The 18,280-nt window shown below is 34.1% G+C and carries 15 protein-coding genes; 8 read left to right on the top strand and 7 right to left on the bottom strand.

Annotated elements, in window-relative coordinates; all coding sequences use genetic code 11:
- The first annotated feature begins 15 nt into the window (after nt 1-15).
- The 6 genes from OO775_RS04205 to OO775_RS04230 all read left to right on the top strand — a co-directional run bounded on the left by OO775_RS04205 (nt 16) and on the right by OO775_RS04230 (nt 6,608).
- Complete coding sequence (locus OO775_RS04205) at nt 16-2,025, top strand: M3 family metallopeptidase (RefSeq protein WP_264845765.1); 2,010 nt, start codon at nt 16-18, stop codon at nt 2,023-2,025.
- A gap of 64 nt (nt 2,026-2,089) precedes the next feature.
- Nucleotides 2,090-3,121 carry a DHH family phosphoesterase gene (locus OO775_RS04210; RefSeq protein ID WP_264845766.1) on the top strand — a complete coding sequence of 344 codons (1,032 nt, stop codon included), beginning with the start codon at nt 2,090-2,092 and terminating at the stop codon, nt 3,119-3,121.
- 11 nt (nt 3,122-3,132) lie between these two features.
- A complete protein-coding gene (gene gldI / locus OO775_RS04215; RefSeq protein WP_264845767.1) occupies nt 3,133-3,729 on the top strand; it encodes a gliding motility-associated peptidyl-prolyl isomerase GldI in 597 nt (198 codons plus the stop codon).
- Nucleotides 3,730-3,740: 11 nt separating this feature from the next.
- Entirely contained in the window at nt 3,741-4,868 is a 1,128-nt protein-coding gene (locus OO775_RS04220) for a peptidylprolyl isomerase (RefSeq protein WP_373874545.1), read from the top strand.
- A gap of 526 nt (nt 4,869-5,394) precedes the next feature.
- On the top strand, nt 5,395-5,901 hold the full coding sequence (locus OO775_RS04225) for a hypothetical protein (protein WP_264845768.1): 507 nt from the start codon (nt 5,395-5,397) through the stop codon (nt 5,899-5,901).
- A 500-nt stretch (nt 5,902-6,401) separates the two neighbouring features.
- Nucleotides 6,402-6,608, top strand: coding sequence for a hypothetical protein (locus tag OO775_RS04230; RefSeq protein WP_264845769.1), 207 nt, complete (start codon nt 6,402-6,404; stop codon nt 6,606-6,608).
- A 135-nt stretch (nt 6,609-6,743) separates the two neighbouring features.
- Here the strand turns inward: OO775_RS04230 and OO775_RS04235 are convergent, their stop codons facing one another.
- The 6 genes from OO775_RS04235 to era form a co-directional block, all read right to left on the bottom strand.
- A complete protein-coding gene (locus tag OO775_RS04235; protein ID WP_264845770.1) occupies nt 6,744-8,783 on the bottom strand; it encodes a multiheme c-type cytochrome in 2,040 nt (679 codons plus the stop codon).
- 27 nt (nt 8,784-8,810) lie between these two features.
- Nucleotides 8,811-10,115, bottom strand: coding sequence for a ribosome biogenesis GTPase Der (gene der / locus OO775_RS04240; RefSeq protein WP_264845771.1), 1,305 nt, complete (start codon nt 10,113-10,115; stop codon nt 8,811-8,813).
- A 53-nt stretch (nt 10,116-10,168) separates the two neighbouring features.
- Nucleotides 10,169-11,314 carry an acyl-CoA dehydrogenase family protein gene (locus OO775_RS04245; protein WP_264845772.1) on the bottom strand — a complete coding sequence of 382 codons (1,146 nt, stop codon included), beginning with the start codon at nt 11,312-11,314 and terminating at the stop codon, nt 10,169-10,171.
- A gap of 13 nt (nt 11,315-11,327) precedes the next feature.
- The gene (locus OO775_RS04250) at nt 11,328-12,194 is read right to left on the bottom strand and encodes a ComEA family DNA-binding protein (protein WP_264845773.1); all 867 of its coding nucleotides are present in this window, start codon (nt 12,192-12,194) and stop codon (nt 11,328-11,330) included.
- Nucleotides 12,195-12,283: 89 nt separating this feature from the next.
- The gene (locus OO775_RS04255) at nt 12,284-12,658 is read right to left on the bottom strand and encodes a diacylglycerol kinase (RefSeq protein WP_264845774.1); all 375 of its coding nucleotides are present in this window, start codon (nt 12,656-12,658) and stop codon (nt 12,284-12,286) included.
- 35 nt (nt 12,659-12,693) lie between these two features.
- A complete protein-coding gene (gene era / locus OO775_RS04260; protein ID WP_264845775.1) occupies nt 12,694-13,578 on the bottom strand; it encodes a GTPase Era in 885 nt (294 codons plus the stop codon).
- 191 nt (nt 13,579-13,769) lie between these two features.
- On the opposite strand from era, the gene OO775_RS04265 reads away from it, so the two are divergent.
- Both OO775_RS04265 and OO775_RS04270 read left to right on the top strand, forming a co-directional pair.
- Nucleotides 13,770-14,102, top strand: coding sequence for a PadR family transcriptional regulator (locus tag OO775_RS04265; protein WP_264845776.1), 333 nt, complete (start codon nt 13,770-13,772; stop codon nt 14,100-14,102).
- Between the two features lie 4 nt (nt 14,103-14,106).
- Nucleotides 14,107-16,002, top strand: a complete 1,896-nt coding sequence (locus OO775_RS04270) for a PspC domain-containing protein (protein WP_264845777.1) — start codon at nt 14,107-14,109, stop codon at nt 16,000-16,002.
- 87 nt (nt 16,003-16,089) lie between these two features.
- Here OO775_RS04270 and gyrB read toward each other — a convergent pair whose 3' ends face one another.
- Nucleotides 16,090-18,063 carry a DNA topoisomerase (ATP-hydrolyzing) subunit B gene (gene gyrB / locus OO775_RS04275; protein WP_264845778.1) on the bottom strand — a complete coding sequence of 658 codons (1,974 nt, stop codon included), beginning with the start codon at nt 18,061-18,063 and terminating at the stop codon, nt 16,090-16,092.
- Between the last annotated feature and the right edge of the window lie 217 nt (nt 18,064-18,280).

An 18,280-nucleotide genomic window follows, 5' to 3' on the forward strand; every position in this document is an offset into this window, starting at 1 on the left:
TCAAACTAATATAAAATGTTCGATACTCCTTATCAAGCAGCTCCTTTTTCAAAATTTGAAGCAAAAGATTATAAACCTGCTATTGAAAAAGCCATTGCACAAGCATTAGATACTATTAAATCAATCGTAACAAATATCGAAGTTGCTAGCTTTCAAAATACGATTGAAGCTCTCGCCTATGCTACAGAAAATCTTGATAGGCTAACTTCTATGTTTTATAATTTGTATAATGCTGAAACCAATGAAATATTTCAAGAGCAAGCACAAGAAATAGCTCCTTTACTATCTGATTTTCAGAATGATATTTATTTAAATCAAGCACTTTTTGAACGTATCAAATTAGTTTATAACCAATATGTTCCCGCTACTGCGGAAGAAAAAATGCTCTTGAAGACAACCTATAAACAATTTGTGCGCAATGGGGCAAATCTTTCAGAAGAAAACAAACAAATATTACGTGAAATTGATAAAAATTTGTCTGTCAAAACACTGCATTTTGCTCAAAATGTATTAGAAGCAACCAATACGTACGAATTATTTCTTACTAATGAGAACGATTTGGACGGATTGCCCAATTTTGCCAAAGAAGCTGCCAAAGAACTTGCTCAAAAACGCCAAAAAAACGGATTTGTATTTACGCTTGATGCTCCGAGTTTTATTCCTTTTATGACATACATCAAAAATAGGAATTTGCGCAAAGAATTATTCCTTGCCAATGCAGGGAAATGCTATGAATCAACCTATGATAATCGACAAAATATACTTGATATCGTACAACTTAGACAACAACGTGCCACTTTGCTTGGTTACAAATCGCATGCTGATTTCGTTTTGGAAGAGCGTATGGCACAGTCGCCTGAAATCGTTGCCGGTTTTCTAAACGAATTATTACAAAAGGCTTTACCTTCTGCTCAAAAGCAATTCGACCAGTTACAAACTTTTGCTCTAAATAAAGACGGAATCACCGATTTTCAAAAATGGGATACAGCCTTTTATAGCGAACAACTTAAACAATCTCTTTTTTCACTAAGTGATGAAGTTCTAAAACCTTATTTTCAGTTAGAAAGTGTTTTAAGTGGCATTTTTTCGATTGCACAAAAACTTTATGGACTTCATTTTGAAGAAATTACAAATATAGAAACCTATCACCCCGATGTAAAAACATTCAAAGTTACAGATGATAAGAATAATTACGTATCTATCTTATACACAGATTTTTATCCGCGAAAAGGAAAACGTAATGGTGCTTGGATGACTTCCTTCAAAGGACAATATATCACTCCCAAAGGAGAAAATTCGCGTCCGCACATATCAATTGTTTGCAATTTTACACCTCCAACAACTTCGCTTCCTTCGCTTTTAACATTCAATGAAGTGCGTACGCTTTTTCACGAATTTGGACACGCTTTGCATGGAATTCTTGCCAATACGAAATATCCTAATTTGAGCGGAACAAATGTTTTTTGGGATTTTGTCGAACTACCAAGCCAACTTATGGAAAATTGGTGTTATCAAAAAGAAGCCTTGCTACTCTTTGCCTATCACTATCAAACACAAGAAGCGATACCAATGGAATATGTTGAAAAAATAAAAGCCTCAGCTGCATTTATGGAAGGCTTACAAACGCTACGACAGCTCAGCTTTGGCTTACTTGATATGGCATGGCACACCAATCCCAATATTGATTCTATTGAACAAATTAAAAATTTTGAAAAAAAAGCTATAAAACCTACGGAATTATATCCTGATATTGAAAAAAATAATGTAAGTACCTCTTTTTCACATATTTTCAGTGGTGGATATTCCTCAGGATATTATAGCTACAAATGGGCAGAAGTTCTTGATGCCGATGCCTTTGAAGTATTTGAAGAAAAAGGGATTTTTGACACAAAAACAGCTCAAAGTTTCAAAGAAAATATATTAAGTAAAGGTGGTTCAGAGCCTCCTATGGATTTATATGTTCGTTTTCGAGGGAAAAAACCTTCTGTTGAAGCACTTTTAAAACGTTCAAAATTGATAAAATAACAATTTTTCAAAAAAAAATTCTTAAATAAGTTTTAATCCATATTTTTGTTGTAACTTAGCCCCTATGAATTTACAAGATATAAAAATCCTTACAGAGCTACTGGTCAAACGTCCTAAAATTAGTATCATTCCTCACAAAAACCCTGATGGAGATGCTATTGGAAGTTGTTTGGCACTTTATCAGTATCTCCGTAAGAAACAACACGATGTGTGTGTAGTTTCGCCTACGGATTATCCTGATTTCTTAAAATGGTTGCCCGACAACGACTCTGTTTTGGTATTTACAAACAATTCGCAAGAGGCACTAAATCAGATAGCTAATTCTGAGCTTATTTTTACGCTTGACTTCAATAGTTTGTACCGTGCAGATACTCTGACAGAGGCTTTGCAGGCTTCCAAGGCTGATTTTGTTATGATTGACCATCATCAACAACCCGATACCTATGCAGCGGTTACTTATTCTGACTCTACGGCAAGCTCTACTTGTGAGTTAATATACAAATTCATAGAAAAATTGGGCGATGTGGAATTAATTGATCAAGATATTGCCACTTGTTTATATACAGGAATTATGACTGATACTGGCTCTTTCAAATATAGTCTTACTACGGCAACTACGCATCGTATTGTGGCTTCACTAATAGAAAAAGGAGCAAATCCTTCACTTATTAGCACCAATGTTTTTGATAGTTATTCTATTGATAGATTGCAACTTTTGGGAAAGGCGTTGGATAATTTGGTTTTTATTGAGCAGTATCAAACAGCATATATAACACTGAGTGCTAATGATTTAAAACAATTTAATTTTCAAAAAGGAGATACCGAAGGCGTTGTCAATTATGGGTTACGTATTAAGCAAGCGGACTTAGCCGTTATTTTTATTGAAGAAGAAAACGAAAAAATTATTAAAATTTCGTTTCGTTCCAAAGGTAATTTAGACGTAAATGTGCTAGCTCGAAAATATTTTTCAGGAGGAGGACATATCAATGCTTCTGGAGGGCGTTCTGAAGAATCGCTCGAAGATACATTGGCTTACTTTTTGAAAATTTTACCCGAATTTTTGAGTTTGCCCGAGGCATATAATTCAACTATTTAAGTATTTTTTATATGAAATATTTTACATATATCATTATTTTTAGTTTGTCATTACTTACCTCGTGCGCAAGAAAAGAAGCACGCAAGCCCGTGATGATAAAAACCAATACTTTTCTGAAAGAATCTGCTGAAAAAAACCGAAAATTACTTGCCAAACAAGAGGCTATTATAGATTCTATCACTTCGAGAGATACGCTACATACATATCTAACTTCGCAAGATGGGTTCAAATACTATTATATTGACAAAAATACGGACAATAATTACGTTTTAAAATTTGGTGATGTAGTCGAATTTACATACAATATTTCGCATATTCACGGAAAAGAAATTTATTCCAAAGAAGAAAAAAAGGTTATTACCTATCACGTAGATAAAGAAGAATTGTTTTTCGGGTTGCGTACAGCTATTAAACTTCTGAAAGTCAATGAACAAGCTGTATTCTTTTTCCCTTCGGAAATTGCTTTTGGTTATCATGGAGATAAAGACCGAATAGGTATCAATGAACCGATTATGGTCAAAGTACATATTCTGAAAATAACTCCCGAAAAAGAGTTAGAAAAAAATGACTTAAAAAAAGATGAAAATAATGAAATTATTACTAACTAATATATCATTTTATGAGAAAAATGTTGCTTTTGACAGGCTGTGCCATGTCGTTGATGATAGCTGGATGTAAATCTTCAAGCTATCCGAATTTGAAAGATGGTTTGTATGCTGATATTCAAACCAATAAAGGAAATATGCTTGTTGAATTATATTACAAGCAAACCCCTGTTACAGTTGCCAATTTTGTAAGTTTGGCTGAGGGAAAAAATACTTATGTAGTTGATTCGTTGAAAAACAAACCTTTTTATGATGGTACGATATTTCATCGTGTTATTAAAGAATTTATGATTCAAGGTGGCGACCCTACCGGAACAGGCATGGGAAGTCCTGGATACAAATTCGGAGATGAAATTGTTGATACACTACGTTTTACCAAAAAAGGGCAATTGGCAATGGCTAATGCTGGACCTGCTACTAACGGAAGTCAGTTTTTTATCACACAAGTACTTACCGATTGGCTCAACGCAAATCATACTATTTTTGGACAAGTAGTACAAGGAGAAAGTATTATTGATTCTATAGCCAATGTAGAAGTAAATGCAGCGAGTAAGCCTATTAACGATGTAATTATCAAAAAAATTGAGATTATTCGTCAAGGCAAAGAAGCCAAATCTTTTGATGCAGCGAAAGTTTTTGACAAATATATGAAAGAACAAGACGAACTTGCTCGAAAAAAAGAACAAGAACAAAAAATACTCAAAGACCGATTTTTGTCAGAAATAAAAGACCAACTACCACAAGCTACACAACTACCTTCGGGAGTTAAAGTTTTTGTCATCAAAACAGGAAATGGACAAAAACCTACTCACGACCAAAATGTTTTGGTAAATTATGCTGGATTTTTAGCCTCAGATGGAACTCTATTCGATTCAAATGAAAAAGCCATCGCCGAACAATATCATATGTATGATCAAAGAAGAGATGCTATGCAGGGGTACCGCCCCTTCCCTATTCCATTTAACCAAAGCGCTCAACTTATCCCCGGATTCAGAGAAGCACTTCTTACTATGAGTGTTGGCGATAGAGTACGTGCATTCATTCCTTCGGCATTGGCTTATGGAGAAATGGGTGCTGGTGATGTTATCCCACCCAATGCAGACCTTGTTTTTGATATTGAAATTACAGGCATCGCTCAATAAAAATTTTTCATAGTATTTTTATTTAATTGAAAAAGAGTAGGTTTTATAACTTACTCTTTTTTTAATAGTGTATTATTTTGACCAATCTGAAATTTTTAACATTTTTTGTTTGTTTTTATCAAAAATAGCCTATATCTTTGCAAAAAATTTAACTCCATTTACTTTAAAAAAACTATCAAAAAATTATGCTTTTTCTTGGAAAAAACACCTCAAAAAACTTGTATAACATATTGATTTTTCCGTATCTTTGTATTGGAAAACCGCACCGCACAACTTATGCCCTTATAACAAATTTTCTGAATTTTCCAAATTCAGCTAACTTCCATTTTTCTAAAAAAGTAGCTGAAAATACATATAAAAAAATCCTGAATAGATATGTCCCAAGCATATCTTTCAGGATTTTTTTATATCAAGAACCAAGGTCGAGAAGCTCGACACCCAATTTAAGTATCAAATAATATTTAGGGGGATAACAACTATACGCTAACTCCTAACTCCTAAAACCTAATCACTAAATATTTTTTTTATGGCATTAGACAATTTAATTTCCGTAACTTTTTCTTCTGAAGAATTGAAGAAAATTAGCGATAGCCTTGCAGAAATTGAGGCTGTATTGAAAGGTAAAACCTTTAACCTCTCGCCCGATGAACGAAAGCAATATGGAAGTATTGCTGATCGCAACAAAGTATGGGTTGATAAGTGTAAAACCTATATGGATAGCGACCCAAAACTCATTCCGCCAACGCTTGATAAAGCCGAATTTGACCGTGATTATAATGCTCGTCAAGCGGTTGATGTACCTCTTAAACGTATGGCTCGTATTGTGCAAATGCTCACTGACACTAAAACGTTGCTCGATTTCGACAATTATAATGCTTCACTAGCGTGCTATAATTATGTGAAATTTTTGGCATCACAAAATGAAGCAGGGGCAACTTCGGTATTTCAAGATTTGAAAAAGCATTTTTCAAACAAAACCAAATCGACAGACGAGACAAACGCAACTCCGTCAGAACCCTCAACAGAGGCATAAAAAACATAGTGGAAATACGTTCAAAACGTACCCAAAGTAGGTTTAGAATATATCCGAATCACGTTAAAAACCCCAACAGCGGCATAAAAAACATATCGAAACTACGTTAGGAACATACCCTAACCACGCTGAGAAACTCAACGGAGGTGTAAAACATTGTATCAGTCTGACACGAACCACGTAGGGGCGTATGTAATTGCTCCACCAATTCACTTTGTCCGGGTCCCCCTACAACATTGAACATTAAATGGAATACGCCAAGTTCGAGTCAATTTTAATCGGAGTAATAACGGAGATAAAATTAGTATCGAGAACAAAAAACACAACACTTCTCGATACAATTTGCTCCACTTCGTTACACAAATCACTCGAAGTGACGAAGCAACCTAACAGAACGTAAACCTTAAATCATTTAATTTTTAATGAAAAAAACGGCGTAAATGAGTAATAAAGAATTAGTTTACAAATTAGCGTTATTTTTAAATGAAAATAACTTAAAAATGTCAGCAAAAGAGTTGGCTGACTTTCTAAATAGAAATGGCTATGAAACAAGTTATGGTACAGAGTACGAAGGTGGTAGAGGCATTTATAGGCTTATAAAATCGGCTCACACTTGGCGTCAAGATGAAAAAGATGACCAAGATGGAGCAGATGCCATCGCTCTAAGTTTTGTAAATGAAGCAGGAGAACCCGCTTGGGCATCATAGTTTCTTACACTATAAGAACCAAAAGCTATCTGAAAACTTCGGGTAGCTTTACTTTTTTAAACGCTATTCTACAAAAAACTCCACTCACTATGAGTAGAATTTTTGTATGTAGTTTTATCATTACATCTGAAAATTTTATTCTCTCATTTTTTCTAACAAAAGAAGATAATTACGTTGTAGTGATTCAGTATTCATTCCGCATTTTTTGGCTTTTTCAAAATGATTTTTAGCTATCGAAAGTTGGTTTAATTCATTATATAACAAAGCCAAATAATAATGTACTTGCGCATTGTTTGCCTGGTAAGTAAGCGCTTGTTGTAATACTTCCAAAGCCCTGTCATTAGCACCTATTTGGTTGTATAGTGTGGCAACATTGAGCCGTACATACGTAAGTTTTGCGTCTTTTTTCAAAGCTCGCTTGTAGAAAAAAATAGCTTGCGGAATATTTTCCATTTTCACATAATAATCACCTGCAATGGCGCTTCCCGTTGCAAAATCAGATTGAAATAAAACAAATGTTTCAAGTTCTTTTCGTGCTTTTTCAAAATCTGAAAGTTGCTCAGCTTGTTTTTTTCCTAATTGAGTAAGTAACAAATTGGCAGTAGCTATCCGTACGGCACGTACATCATCTTTTAGTAGAGGAATTATTTTATTTTGTATCGAACTAATGGGAAAGTTCATCAAAGAAAGTAATGCGCGATAGCGTGTTTGTGCATCGGTACTTTGCAATTCTTTTTCTATCAGACGAAAACTATCTTGTGTGGGAATGTCCGCCAGATAATGAACTGCTGTAGCACGGATAATAGCAGGCGTATTTTTATCGGATAACAGTTTGGACAAATGCGAAAGGCTTTTCTCATTGCGGTAACTTCCCAGTATCAAATCTTCGGCAAAGTGTGGTTTTCTATCCTTGCCATACCACTTTTCGATAGCCTGGCGCGCCCATTGGGCTGACTTATCGGTATGACATTGATTACAAGCATTAGGAACATTGTATTTTTCAGACAAATCGGGTCTGGGAACTGCAAAATTATGGTCATGTCGCACATCATTTCCCATATAAACGCGCGTTGGCATATGACAACTACGACAATCGGAAGCCTCTGTATTTTCAAGATGAAATGTATGGTTTGACGAAGCATAATTGGGCGTATGGCATTGCATACAAACTTTGTCTTTTTCTAATTTCAATTTGCCACTATGCGGATTGTGACAGTCGATACATTTCACACCATTGAGATACATTTTGCTTTGCAGAAAAGATGAATATTTATACACCTCGTCAAGAGCTTGTCCGTCAGGGAAATATAAATCTTTGGCAGGTATTTCATAAATATAATTGTCCAATATTTCTGCGGAAGCTATTTTTTCAGCACTTAGTTCACCTCTACGGGAATGACAAGGAAAACAAGTTTGTAATGAAGCATTTTGTTCTTCCGATTTCTGTGCCTTTATAAATAAATCTAAAGATACACCTTGCTGATAATCAGCACTTTTTATGTAAGAAATATGTTTGGCTCCTGCTCCGTGACAACTCTCACAACCTATAGTTTGTTCGCTATATGAAGTCTGGTATATATCGGTATGTGGATTGTAGTTTTTTTGCAAATTAGTACTATGGCAAGTACTACACATCATGTTCCAATTTTGAGCATTGCCTGTCCAATGAAGCCAATCATTATGTGGGATTATTTGATTTTTATACTGATGAAACCAACGTTTTTTTTGACTATCCCAACTTTGTCTGAAAACTTGTAATCGTCCGCCTTCAAAAGCGGTCAAATATTGTTGTAAAGGATAGTATCCGAAGGTGTAAAGTACCTGAAAATCTCTATTTTTTCTGTCATCGCCCTGCGTATTGATGTAATATTTTCCATTTTTTTTGAAAAAATGAGATGTAACACCATCAGCAGTATAAGTTACATTGTCAAAATTGCCTAATACTGAAATCGAATCAGCTTCTTGCATTGCTTGGTAGTGATCTGATTGCTTCCATTGGTCATATTCAACTTGATGACATTCTTTACAAGAAGAAGAGCCTACATATTCTTGTGTATAATTGATTTTTTCCACAGATGTATATACGTTTTCTTTTTGCAAATATTTAAAAACAAAATATCCTATTACAAACAAACTAATTAAAAATCCAAAGCTTATGTAACGATTTATCTTCATTGATAGTTTGGTTTGCACAAAATATTATTACTTCTGACGGAAATAAATATCAATAGGAACACCTTCAAAATCAAATTGTTGACGAAGTTTATTCTCTATAAAACGCTTGTAAGGATCTTTAATATATTGAGGTAAATTGGCAAAAAACACAAATTGAGGAAGTGCTGTGGGAAGCTGCATACAATATTTTATTTTGATATACTTTCCTTTTACAGCGGGCGGAGGTGTTGCTTCAATAATCGGAAGCATAAAATCATTCAGTTCAGATGTTTTAATACGTTTGGAACGATTATTATACACTTGAACAGCTTGCTCAATAGCCTTATAAATACGTTGTTTATTCAATGCAGAAATAAAAATAATAGGCACATTGGTAAAAGGAGCTATTTCTTTACGAATTTTGGCTTCAAACTGCTTGGCTGTATTGGTTTCTTTTTCTACCAAATCCCATTTATTTACCAAAATAACAATTCCTTTTCGATTGCGTTCTATCAGCCAAAAAATATTAGAATCTTGTCCTTCAAAGCCACGTGTTGCATCAATCATCAAGATACAAACATCAGCGTTTTCAATAGCTCGAACCGAACGCATAACCGAATAAAATTCTAAATCTTCTTTAACCTTTGCCTTTCGGCGAATTCCGGCCGTATCAACCAAATTAAATTCAAAACCAAAACGATTATACTTGGTATCAATCGCATCGCGCGTGGTTCCTGCTATATCGGTTACAATATATCTGTTTTCGCCTATCAAAGCATTGATAAACGATGATTTTCCTGCATTGGGACGTCCTACTACGGCAAATCGGGGCAATGTATCTTCTTGTATAGTATCTCGCTTGGGAAGTACTTTGACCAATGCATCTAACAATTCGCCCGAACCACTTCCGTTTATTCCCGAAATGGGGAAAATTTCTTCAAACCCCAAAGCATAAAATTCCGTAACGTCAAGCATACGTTTTGAACTATCTACTTTATTAACAACCAACAAAACAGGCTTTCCTGAGCGTCTGAGCAAGTGAGCAACCGCCTGGTCCATACCCAAAACACCTGTTTCTACATCGACCATAAACAAAATAACATCGGCTTCTTCAATAGCCAATTCTACTTGTTTGTCAATTTCTTGTTCAAAAATGTCTTCGCTACCTACAACATATCCCCCCGTATCAATTACGGAAAATTCTTGTCCGTTCCAATCGGTTTTTCCATAATGACGGTCTCGAGTAACACCGCTTATAGCATCAACAATGGCTTCTCTTCGCTGAATAAGTCGATTAAAAAAGGTTGATTTCCCAACATTGGGACGTCCTACTATGGCTACTATCGCACTCATAAAATATTATTTAATTGGGATTAAAAATACAATTTGGCAAACAAAGAACTTCATTATTTTTGCTTTTCTATATTTCTACAAATAACCAACTTTTGTATCTCAGTAGTTCCTTCTCCAATGGTACAAAGTTTGGAATCGCGGAAGAATTTTTCCACAGGGAAATCTTTGGTATAGCCATATCCTCCGTGTATTTGAACCGCTTCAGTTGAAACTTTTACGCAGACTTCCGAAGCGTACATTTTGGCCATAGCACTTAGTTGGGTTACGCGTTCTTTTTTATTTATGAGATAAGCGGCCTTGTGAAGTAAAAGTTCAGAAGCTTCTATTTCGGTAGCCATATCGGCTATTTTAAAACCAATTGCTTGAAATTCAATTAGTTTTTTACCGAATTGAATACGTTCATTGGCATATTTGACCGAAGCATTATAAGCCCCTTTGGCTATTCCTAGAGACAAAGCACCAATGGATATACGCCCACCATCTAAAATTTTCATCGCTTGAATAAATCCTTCACCTAGCTCTCCTAACCTATTGGAATCGTGTATTTTACAATCTTGAAAAATAAGTTCTGCGGTCTCACTGGCACGCATACCAAGTTTATTTTCTTTCTTTCCACTTGAAAAGCCTTCTGTTCCTTTTTCAATAACGAAAGCTGTCATTCCGTGTTTATCCCCTTTTTTGCCTGTACGAGCCACCACTACGGCTATATCTCCACTGATAGCGTGAGTTATAAAGTTTTTAGCTCCATTAAGTATCCAATAATCACCATCTTTGACCGCAGTTGTATTCATTCCTCCTGCATCAGAGCCTGTATTGTGTTCGGTAAGCCCCCACGCTCCTATCCACTCACCCGATGCTAACTTTGGTAACCATTTTTGTTTTTGTTTTTCATTCCCAAAAGAAAGTATATGATTGACACATAGCGAGTTATGTGCAGCTATTGAAAGTCCTATGGAAGGATCTACTTTTGAAATTTCTTCGATAATTGCAATATATTCGTGATAGCCAAGCCCAGAACCTCCGTAAGTTTCAGGTACTAAAACTCCCATAAAGCCAAGTTCTCCCGCCTTAGCAAAGACTTCTACAGGAAAAGTTTGCGCTTCGTCCCATTCCATAACATATGGGCGTATATATTGATTTGCAAAATCTTTTGCTGCTTGTGCTATCATTTTTTGTTCTTCCGAATAACTAAAATTCATTATATTTTATGTTTCAATTTTGAGCGTACAAATATAGTCTAATTTTTTTAATTTTGGCTTCATCAAAAGATTTTATCTGCAATAACTCATCTAAATCCTTGATAAATCCGACATTGGAGCGTAACAGAATAATGTCTTCGGCTTCTTTGTAAGAAATATAAGGAATGGTTATAAGTTCTCTTTTATTTGCCATATTAACATCTATTTTAACAATTTGAGGAAGTGTTTTTATGTCAAATTGTTCCCAAATTCTTGCTATGACCTCTTTTTCTAAGCCATAAACCTCATCTATTTGTTCTTTGAACGAAAATCCTTGCAAACGTTCGCGATATTTTATAATTCGTTCAGATAGTTTCTCTCCTATTCCATTTATTTTCTTTAAATCATCAATAGTAGCGACATTGATATCTATTTTAGATAGATTATTAGTTCCTGGTTTTGAATAATTTATAAATTTATCTTGCGAAAATTGTTTTTTCTGATTTACCCATTCGGGAAATTTAAAATAAGGCGAAATTTTTTCTAAAAGCGAATCTGATATTTGTGTTACTTGCTGAAATTCTTGTGCAGAATTTACAAATTTCCCTTTTTTACGAAATGCCTCCATACGAGCTAATTCCTCAGCTGAAATCCCCAATTGATAGGCTTTATAATCGGTCAAATTATTAGGATTAAAAGGATATATTTTTTGATTTTTTTCTGCATTTTGTTTGATTGAATCTATTTTTTTTTGAAAATCAACCATTTGTTGGAATGAAGAATTTGTATTGGGTAAAAAATCAATCCAAAAATACAAAAATTGTCCCAAAACAACCAATATAATAAGTCCAAGTACTCCATTGCGCTGTGTTCGAGTCCATTGAAAAAGAGAATTTTCCATTTTCAGAAAAAATTAAATCTTTACATAAAATAATTAAGTACTAATATCCTCATTTTTAGCTATATAACAAATATAATAGTTTATATTATTTAATTAAATAATTCTTGTATGTATGGGAAATAAATTATCAAAAGAATTATCATTCCAAAGAATGAAGCAAAAGTAACTGCTCCTGCCGATACATCTTTTATTTCGCCTATGTGAGAATTAAAATCTGGATGTACAAAATCGCAAATTTTTTCGACAGCAGTGTTCAATCCTTCTGTTATCAAAACAATAGCAAATACAACTAATTGAAATAACCATTCGGTTGTTGTTATATCAAAATAAAACCCCAATCCTACAAATAATAACCCGATAAGTAAGTGTGAAATAATAGCTTCTTCGGTACGAATTAGGATAAAAAAACCTTTTAAAGCGTAACCTATACTTTTGAAACGACTAATTAAAAATTTCTGTATCATATTTATTATCAACAATATACATTAAAATATTTAAATTATTTATTTAAGTATCCAAATCGCCGAAGTTGTTGTGAATTACTTCTCCAATTTTTATTAACTTTTACATAAATTTCTAAGTGAATTTGCTTACCGAAAAACTTTTCCAAGTCAGTACGAGCTTGCATACCTACACGTTTGAGAGCTTCTCCTTTATGTCCAATAATAATTCCTTTTTGAGTATCGCGTTCAACCATTATAACACTACGTATGTGAATAATTTTTTCACTTTCGGCAAATGTTTCTGTTTCTACCTCAACTGCATAAGGAATTTCTTTTTGATAGTTTAATAATATTTTTTCTCGAATGGTTTCATTCACAAAAAAACGTTCTGGTTTGTCTGTAAGTTGGTCTTTTGGAAAAAATGCAGGACTCTCAGGTAAAAGCTCCAAAATTCTATCAAAAACATTCGAAATATTAAAATTGTTAAGTGCCGATATTGGGAAAATTTCAGCATGTGGCACCTGTTCTTGCCAATAAGCAATTTGTATTTCCAATTCTTCTTGCGTGGTTTTATCAATTTTGTTAAGTAGCAATAATACAGGTATTTTTGAGGTATTTATTTTTTTGAAAAAATCTTCGTCTTTGAGTTGTTTTTCTCCTATTTCGACCATATATAGCAATATATCAGCATCTTCAAAGGCATTTTTTACAAAATCCATCATAGAGGTTTGCAACTCGTATAAAGGTTTGATAATACCAGGTGTATCCGAAAAAACAATTTGAAAATCATCTCCACTAACAATTCCAAAAATGCGATGCCGTGTAGTCTGAGCTTTTGAGGTTATGATAGATAATTTTTCACCCACCAAAACATTCATTAGTGTCGATTTGCCAACATTTGGATTACCTATAATATTAACAAATCCCGACTTGTGATTCATAATAAATAATTTTTTTGCAAAAATAATCATTTTTAGCTATAATAGTATTTATTTGTATAGATTTTTTTTATTTATTTTTATTTATATCGTTAAAAATCAGTATTTTATAAAAAAAACAAAAAAATAGGTACTTTGTATTGCATAGTATTTATTTTATTTATATCTTTGCCTTATCAAATTATAGAATAATCATGGAGACGATAAACACAGAAAAAATGAAAACTCAAATGCGTAAAGGCATTTTGGAAATGTGTATTCTTTCCATAATTCGTAGAAATAAAGAGGCTTATGTATCTGACATTATTGAAGCACTCAAACAAGCAGATATGATTGTCGTTGAAGGGACATTATACCCGTTGCTTACGCGGCTTAAAAATGCTAAACTACTGAGTTACACGTGGAAAGAATCAACCTCAGGACCTCCTCGTAAATATTACGTCTTGACGGAAAATGGTGAATTATTTTTGCAAGAAGTTGTAAAAAGTTGGAACGAATTACAAGAAACTATTAACAAAATTATCTAAAATTATGGACAAAGCACACAATATCAGTTTGGGCGGTTTTTCTTTTGTGATTGAAGAGAAAGCCTATCAAGAATTGTCTCAATACTTGAATAATGTTCGCAAATTCTTAGGCGATACTCCTGATACTGAGGAGATTATATATGATATAGAACAACGTATGGCGGAACTTCTCAAAAATCAAATGAAAGGAAGAGAAGTTATTGAAAGCCAAGATATTAGTTACTTAATAGAAGTCTTAGGAACTCCCGAACAATATACCATTGATGATGACCAAACCAACGATGCAACTACTTCTAAATCAGATACAAGTACTTTGGGTCGAATGAATAACCTGCTGAAAAATCGAAAACTCTATCGCGATATAGACGGGAAGAAACTTGCAGGCGTACTCTCAGGATTTTCTTATTACATAAATGTTGATGTTACTTGGGTGAGAATAATTTATATTTTGTTATTTTTGTCAGTACCTTCTTCTTTGATATTTGTTGATACTTTCAAATCATTTATGCCTTTGGCAAGTGGTACTTGGTTTGTTTTGTATATTGTTTTTTGGGCGGTTGTCCCTGCGGCTAAAACTTCTGCCGAAAAGCTTGAAATGCAAGGAAAATCAGTGAATATTGATACATTGTCATCATTCAAAAATGAAAGTGTATCAACCAGTAAAAAATTGTATAAAAATACTCAGAAGAAAATGTTCTTGGGAGTACTTAGTGGCTTATCAGAATATTTTTCTGCAGATGCTTCTATTATTAGAATTGTATTCATATTGGCAATTCTAGGAATAATTCCAATATTAAACGGGCGTATTTCAGGAATATTATTCGTTTTGTATTTTATTCTTTACATAGTTCTTCCTGAGAAAAAATTAGTACAAAAAAATAACCTTCAAGCAGGTAATACTACTGATTTTCAGAATGATAACTCAGAGACTAATACCAATGTTTCTGACTTGTCAATAAAAAACGAAAGCTCACAAGGAACTTCAATACAAAAAGGTTGTTGGGTCTTTATAAGAGCGATTTTCAAAGGAATTTTCTATTTATTAGTCGGATTTGTTACTTTTATTTTGGCTATCATACTAATTAGTTTGATTTTATCCTTGTTTGGTGTAGGAATTGCTGGTTGGGGAATAGGAGTTTCAGCCCTTGCCGCATCGGACTACCTTCCATATCTTGTCAGTAATGATGGATATTTATGGTTGGCTTATTTGTCTATTTTTTCGTTATTCTTCCTTCCTATATCAATCGTTACAATATTGGTATTCAAGTTATTATCCAAAGATGGCTACCGAACTCCACGAGCATGGGTTTTGCTCAATGTCCTATGTTTCTTCTTAGGGGTAATGGGAAATTTTTTCGTAATTACCAATATACTAAAAAATTTCCAAACGGATAATTACGTTGAAGAAAAAATTTATATTGATACTCAGGCGGATATAATTTCGTTATCTTATCAAGAAACTCCTTCTGGAAACATTTACGAATATTCGATTATGGATTTTGATAATCTTTTTTTGAAAGATGAGGGAGAAATTATAAAAAAAGGAGAAGAACGCTTTATTGTAAGGGAAACTTCTGAAAAAGAACCTTATATTTTGTTACAAAAACATTCGAGAGGAAGAAACCTTACCGATGCCAAAGAAAGAGCTACACAAATAAAATATGATTTGAGAATAGAAGGAGCAAGTGTTACTATGCCAGCGAAATTTTCTCTGGGCAAAAATCCTAAAATTAGAGACCAACGTGTGAAAGTATTTGTGTATCTTCCTCAGGGAATGAACATTACAAGTCCGAGTGAAGAACTCTCCGTACTGGAAGAGAGAACCAATACTTGGATAAATATCAGCAGAAATGGAGTTGCCAAAATGACAGCTAATGGACTTGAAAAAATACAACCATAATTGATTTTTACAAAAAAACCTCGCTTTTTTTATGGCGAGGTTTTTCTAAAAAAAAATTTTATCCTTATGAAAAGAAATCTTTAATTTTTACGCATCTATATTTGCATATTTTGCATTTTTCTCAATAAATTCACGGCGCGGTGGTACATCATCACCCATTAGCATTGAGAAAATGCGGTCGGCTTCACTACCATTTTCAATAGTTACTTGTCGTAACGTACGGAATGCAGGGTCCATAGTAGTATCGGCAAGTTGGTCAGCATTCATTTCACCTAAACCTTTATAGCGTTGTATAGTTACTTTGGCTGTTGATTTTTCATAAAATTCAGCAGTAAGTCTGTCACGTTCTTCATCAGACCACGCATATTGTTCTTTTTTATTTTGTTTTAGCAAATAAAGTGGTGGCGTAGCAATATATACGTGTCCTTCTTCAATAAGCTCGCGCATATATCGGAAGAAAAATGTTAAAATAAGTGTAGCTATGTGTGAACCATCTACATCAGCATCGCACATAATAATTACTTTGTGATAACGTAATTTGGTAAGGTTTAATGCTTTGGAATCTTCTTCTGTACCAATAGTTACCCCAAGTGCTGTAAAAATATTTTTAATTTCATCACTTTCAAACACTTTGTGTCTCATTGCTTTTTCTACATTGAGAATTTTTCCTCGTAATGGTAAAATGGCCTGAAATTTTTGATTTCGCCCTTGTTTTGCTGTTCCACCTGCGGAATCTCCCTCAACAAGAAATAGTTCGCAATTTTCAGGATTTCGGTCTTGACAATCAGCCAATTTACCTGGAAGCCCACTACCACTCATTACTGTTTTGCGTTGTACAGCTTCACGTGCTTTTCGAGCGGCCAATCGCGCTTGTGCTGCCAAAATTACCTTTTCAACAATTATTTTAGCATCATTGGGGTGTTCTTCCAAATAGGCTTCGAGCATATCAGAAACCGCTTGCGAAACTGCTGCTGTAACTTCTCGGTTACCCAATTTGGTCTTGGTTTGCCCTTCGAACTGTGGTTCAGCAACTTTTACGGAAATAATAGCCGTCAATCCTTCACGAAAATCATCACCTGAAATTTCGAGCGGATTTTTCTTATCTTTGCTGTATTTTTCTAAAAGACCCGATTCGTCAGCATATTTTTTCAAAGTACGAGTAAGCCCCATTCGAAAACCTGCCAAATGCGTTCCTCCTTCGTGTGTATTGATATTATTCACATACGAATGTAAATTTTCGTTATATGAATCATTATAAATCATTGCCACTTCTACGGGAATTTCATTCTTTTCACCTTCCATTGAGATAACATCGGCAATGATAGGTTGGCGATTTCCGTCCAGATATTTGATAAATTCGACCAATCCATTCTGTGAATAAAATTTTTCAGTAATAAATTCGCCTTTATCATCTTTTTGACGATAATCGGTCAATGTAATCGTTATTCCTTTATTAAGATAAGCCAATTCGCGAATACGAGCCGCTAAGGTATCATAATTATACTCTAAAATCAATTGGAAAATTTCGCTATCGGGTTTGAATGTTACTCTGGTTCCGCGCTTATCGGTTGTACCTACTTGTTTAACATCGAATAATTTTTTCCCACGCGAATATTCCTGTTCCCATATTTTCCCATCACGATAAACGGTAGCTTTCAGGTGTATAGACAAGGCATTGACACACGAAACACCTACTCCGTGCAAACCTCCTGAAACTTTATAAGAACCCTTGTCAAACTTCCCTCCTGCTCCAATTTTGGTCATTACTACTTCGAGGGCAGAGACGCCTTCTTTTTTGTGAATATCCACAGGAATACCACGTCCGTTATCTTCAACAGTAATCGAATTATCTTCGTTAATAAATACTGAAATTGTATCACAATAACCTGCAAGTGCTTCATCAATGGAGTTGTCCAACACCTCATATACTAAGTGATGTAATCCGCGTGTGCCTACATCGCCAATATACATTGACGGACGCATACGTACATGCTCCATTCCTTCCAAAGACTGAATATTATCAGCGGAATACTGCTGACTTTGATTAAGTTCTTCACTCATAAATCTATAAAATAATGTGTATATTAAAACGATTGCAAATATACTATTTTTATTTTGAATATTCAAATTTTTAGGAAATTATTATCTCATTACTTCTATTTTATTAAAAAAATATATGTATATCCGTAATTAAAAATAATTTTGTATATTTGCCTCAAAATCAATAGTTATGAATATTTTCAGTTTCATGGCACATTTCGGTACAGAAGCAGATTGT

The organism is Capnocytophaga catalasegens, from assembly GCF_026005215.1.
Taxonomy (GTDB): domain Bacteria; phylum Bacteroidota; class Bacteroidia; order Flavobacteriales; family Flavobacteriaceae; genus Capnocytophaga; species Capnocytophaga catalasegens.

Bases quoted from the DNA above. Each gene is read 5' to 3' on its own strand.
- OO775_RS04245 (WP_264845772.1), bottom strand. From the start codon at position 11,314: ATGAATTTTAGTTATTCGGAAGAACAAAAAATGATAGCACAAGCAGCA.
- OO775_RS04250 (WP_264845773.1), bottom strand. From the start codon at position 12,194: ATGGAAAATTCTCTTTTTCAATGGACTCGAACACAGCGCAATGGAGTA.
- OO775_RS04225 (WP_264845768.1), top strand. From the start codon at position 5,395: ATGGCATTAGACAATTTAATTTCCGTAACTTTTTCTTCTGAAGAATTG.
- OO775_RS04255 (WP_264845774.1), bottom strand. From the start codon at position 12,658: ATGATACAGAAATTTTTAATTAGTCGTTTCAAAAGTATAGGTTACGCT.
- OO775_RS04230 (WP_264845769.1), top strand. From the start codon at position 6,402: ATGTCAGCAAAAGAGTTGGCTGACTTTCTAAATAGAAATGGCTATGAA.
- era (WP_264845775.1), bottom strand. From the start codon at position 13,578: ATGAATCACAAGTCGGGATTTGTTAATATTATAGGTAATCCAAATGTT.
- gyrB (WP_264845778.1), bottom strand. From the start codon at position 18,063: ATGAGTGAAGAACTTAATCAAAGTCAGCAGTATTCCGCTGATAATATT.
- OO775_RS04235 (WP_264845770.1), bottom strand. From the start codon at position 8,783: ATGAAGATAAATCGTTACATAAGCTTTGGATTTTTAATTAGTTTGTTT.
- OO775_RS04210 (WP_264845766.1), top strand. From the start codon at position 2,090: ATGAATTTACAAGATATAAAAATCCTTACAGAGCTACTGGTCAAACGT.
- gldI (WP_264845767.1), top strand. From the start codon at position 3,133: ATGAAATATTTTACATATATCATTATTTTTAGTTTGTCATTACTTACC.
- OO775_RS04220 (WP_373874545.1), top strand. From the start codon at position 3,741: ATGAGAAAAATGTTGCTTTTGACAGGCTGTGCCATGTCGTTGATGATA.
- der (WP_264845771.1), bottom strand. From the start codon at position 10,115: ATGAGTGCGATAGTAGCCATAGTAGGACGTCCCAATGTTGGGAAATCA.
- OO775_RS04270 (WP_264845777.1), top strand. From the start codon at position 14,107: ATGGACAAAGCACACAATATCAGTTTGGGCGGTTTTTCTTTTGTGATT.
- OO775_RS04265 (WP_264845776.1), top strand. From the start codon at position 13,770: ATGGAGACGATAAACACAGAAAAAATGAAAACTCAAATGCGTAAAGGC.
- OO775_RS04205 (WP_264845765.1), top strand. From the start codon at position 16: ATGTTCGATACTCCTTATCAAGCAGCTCCTTTTTCAAAATTTGAAGCA.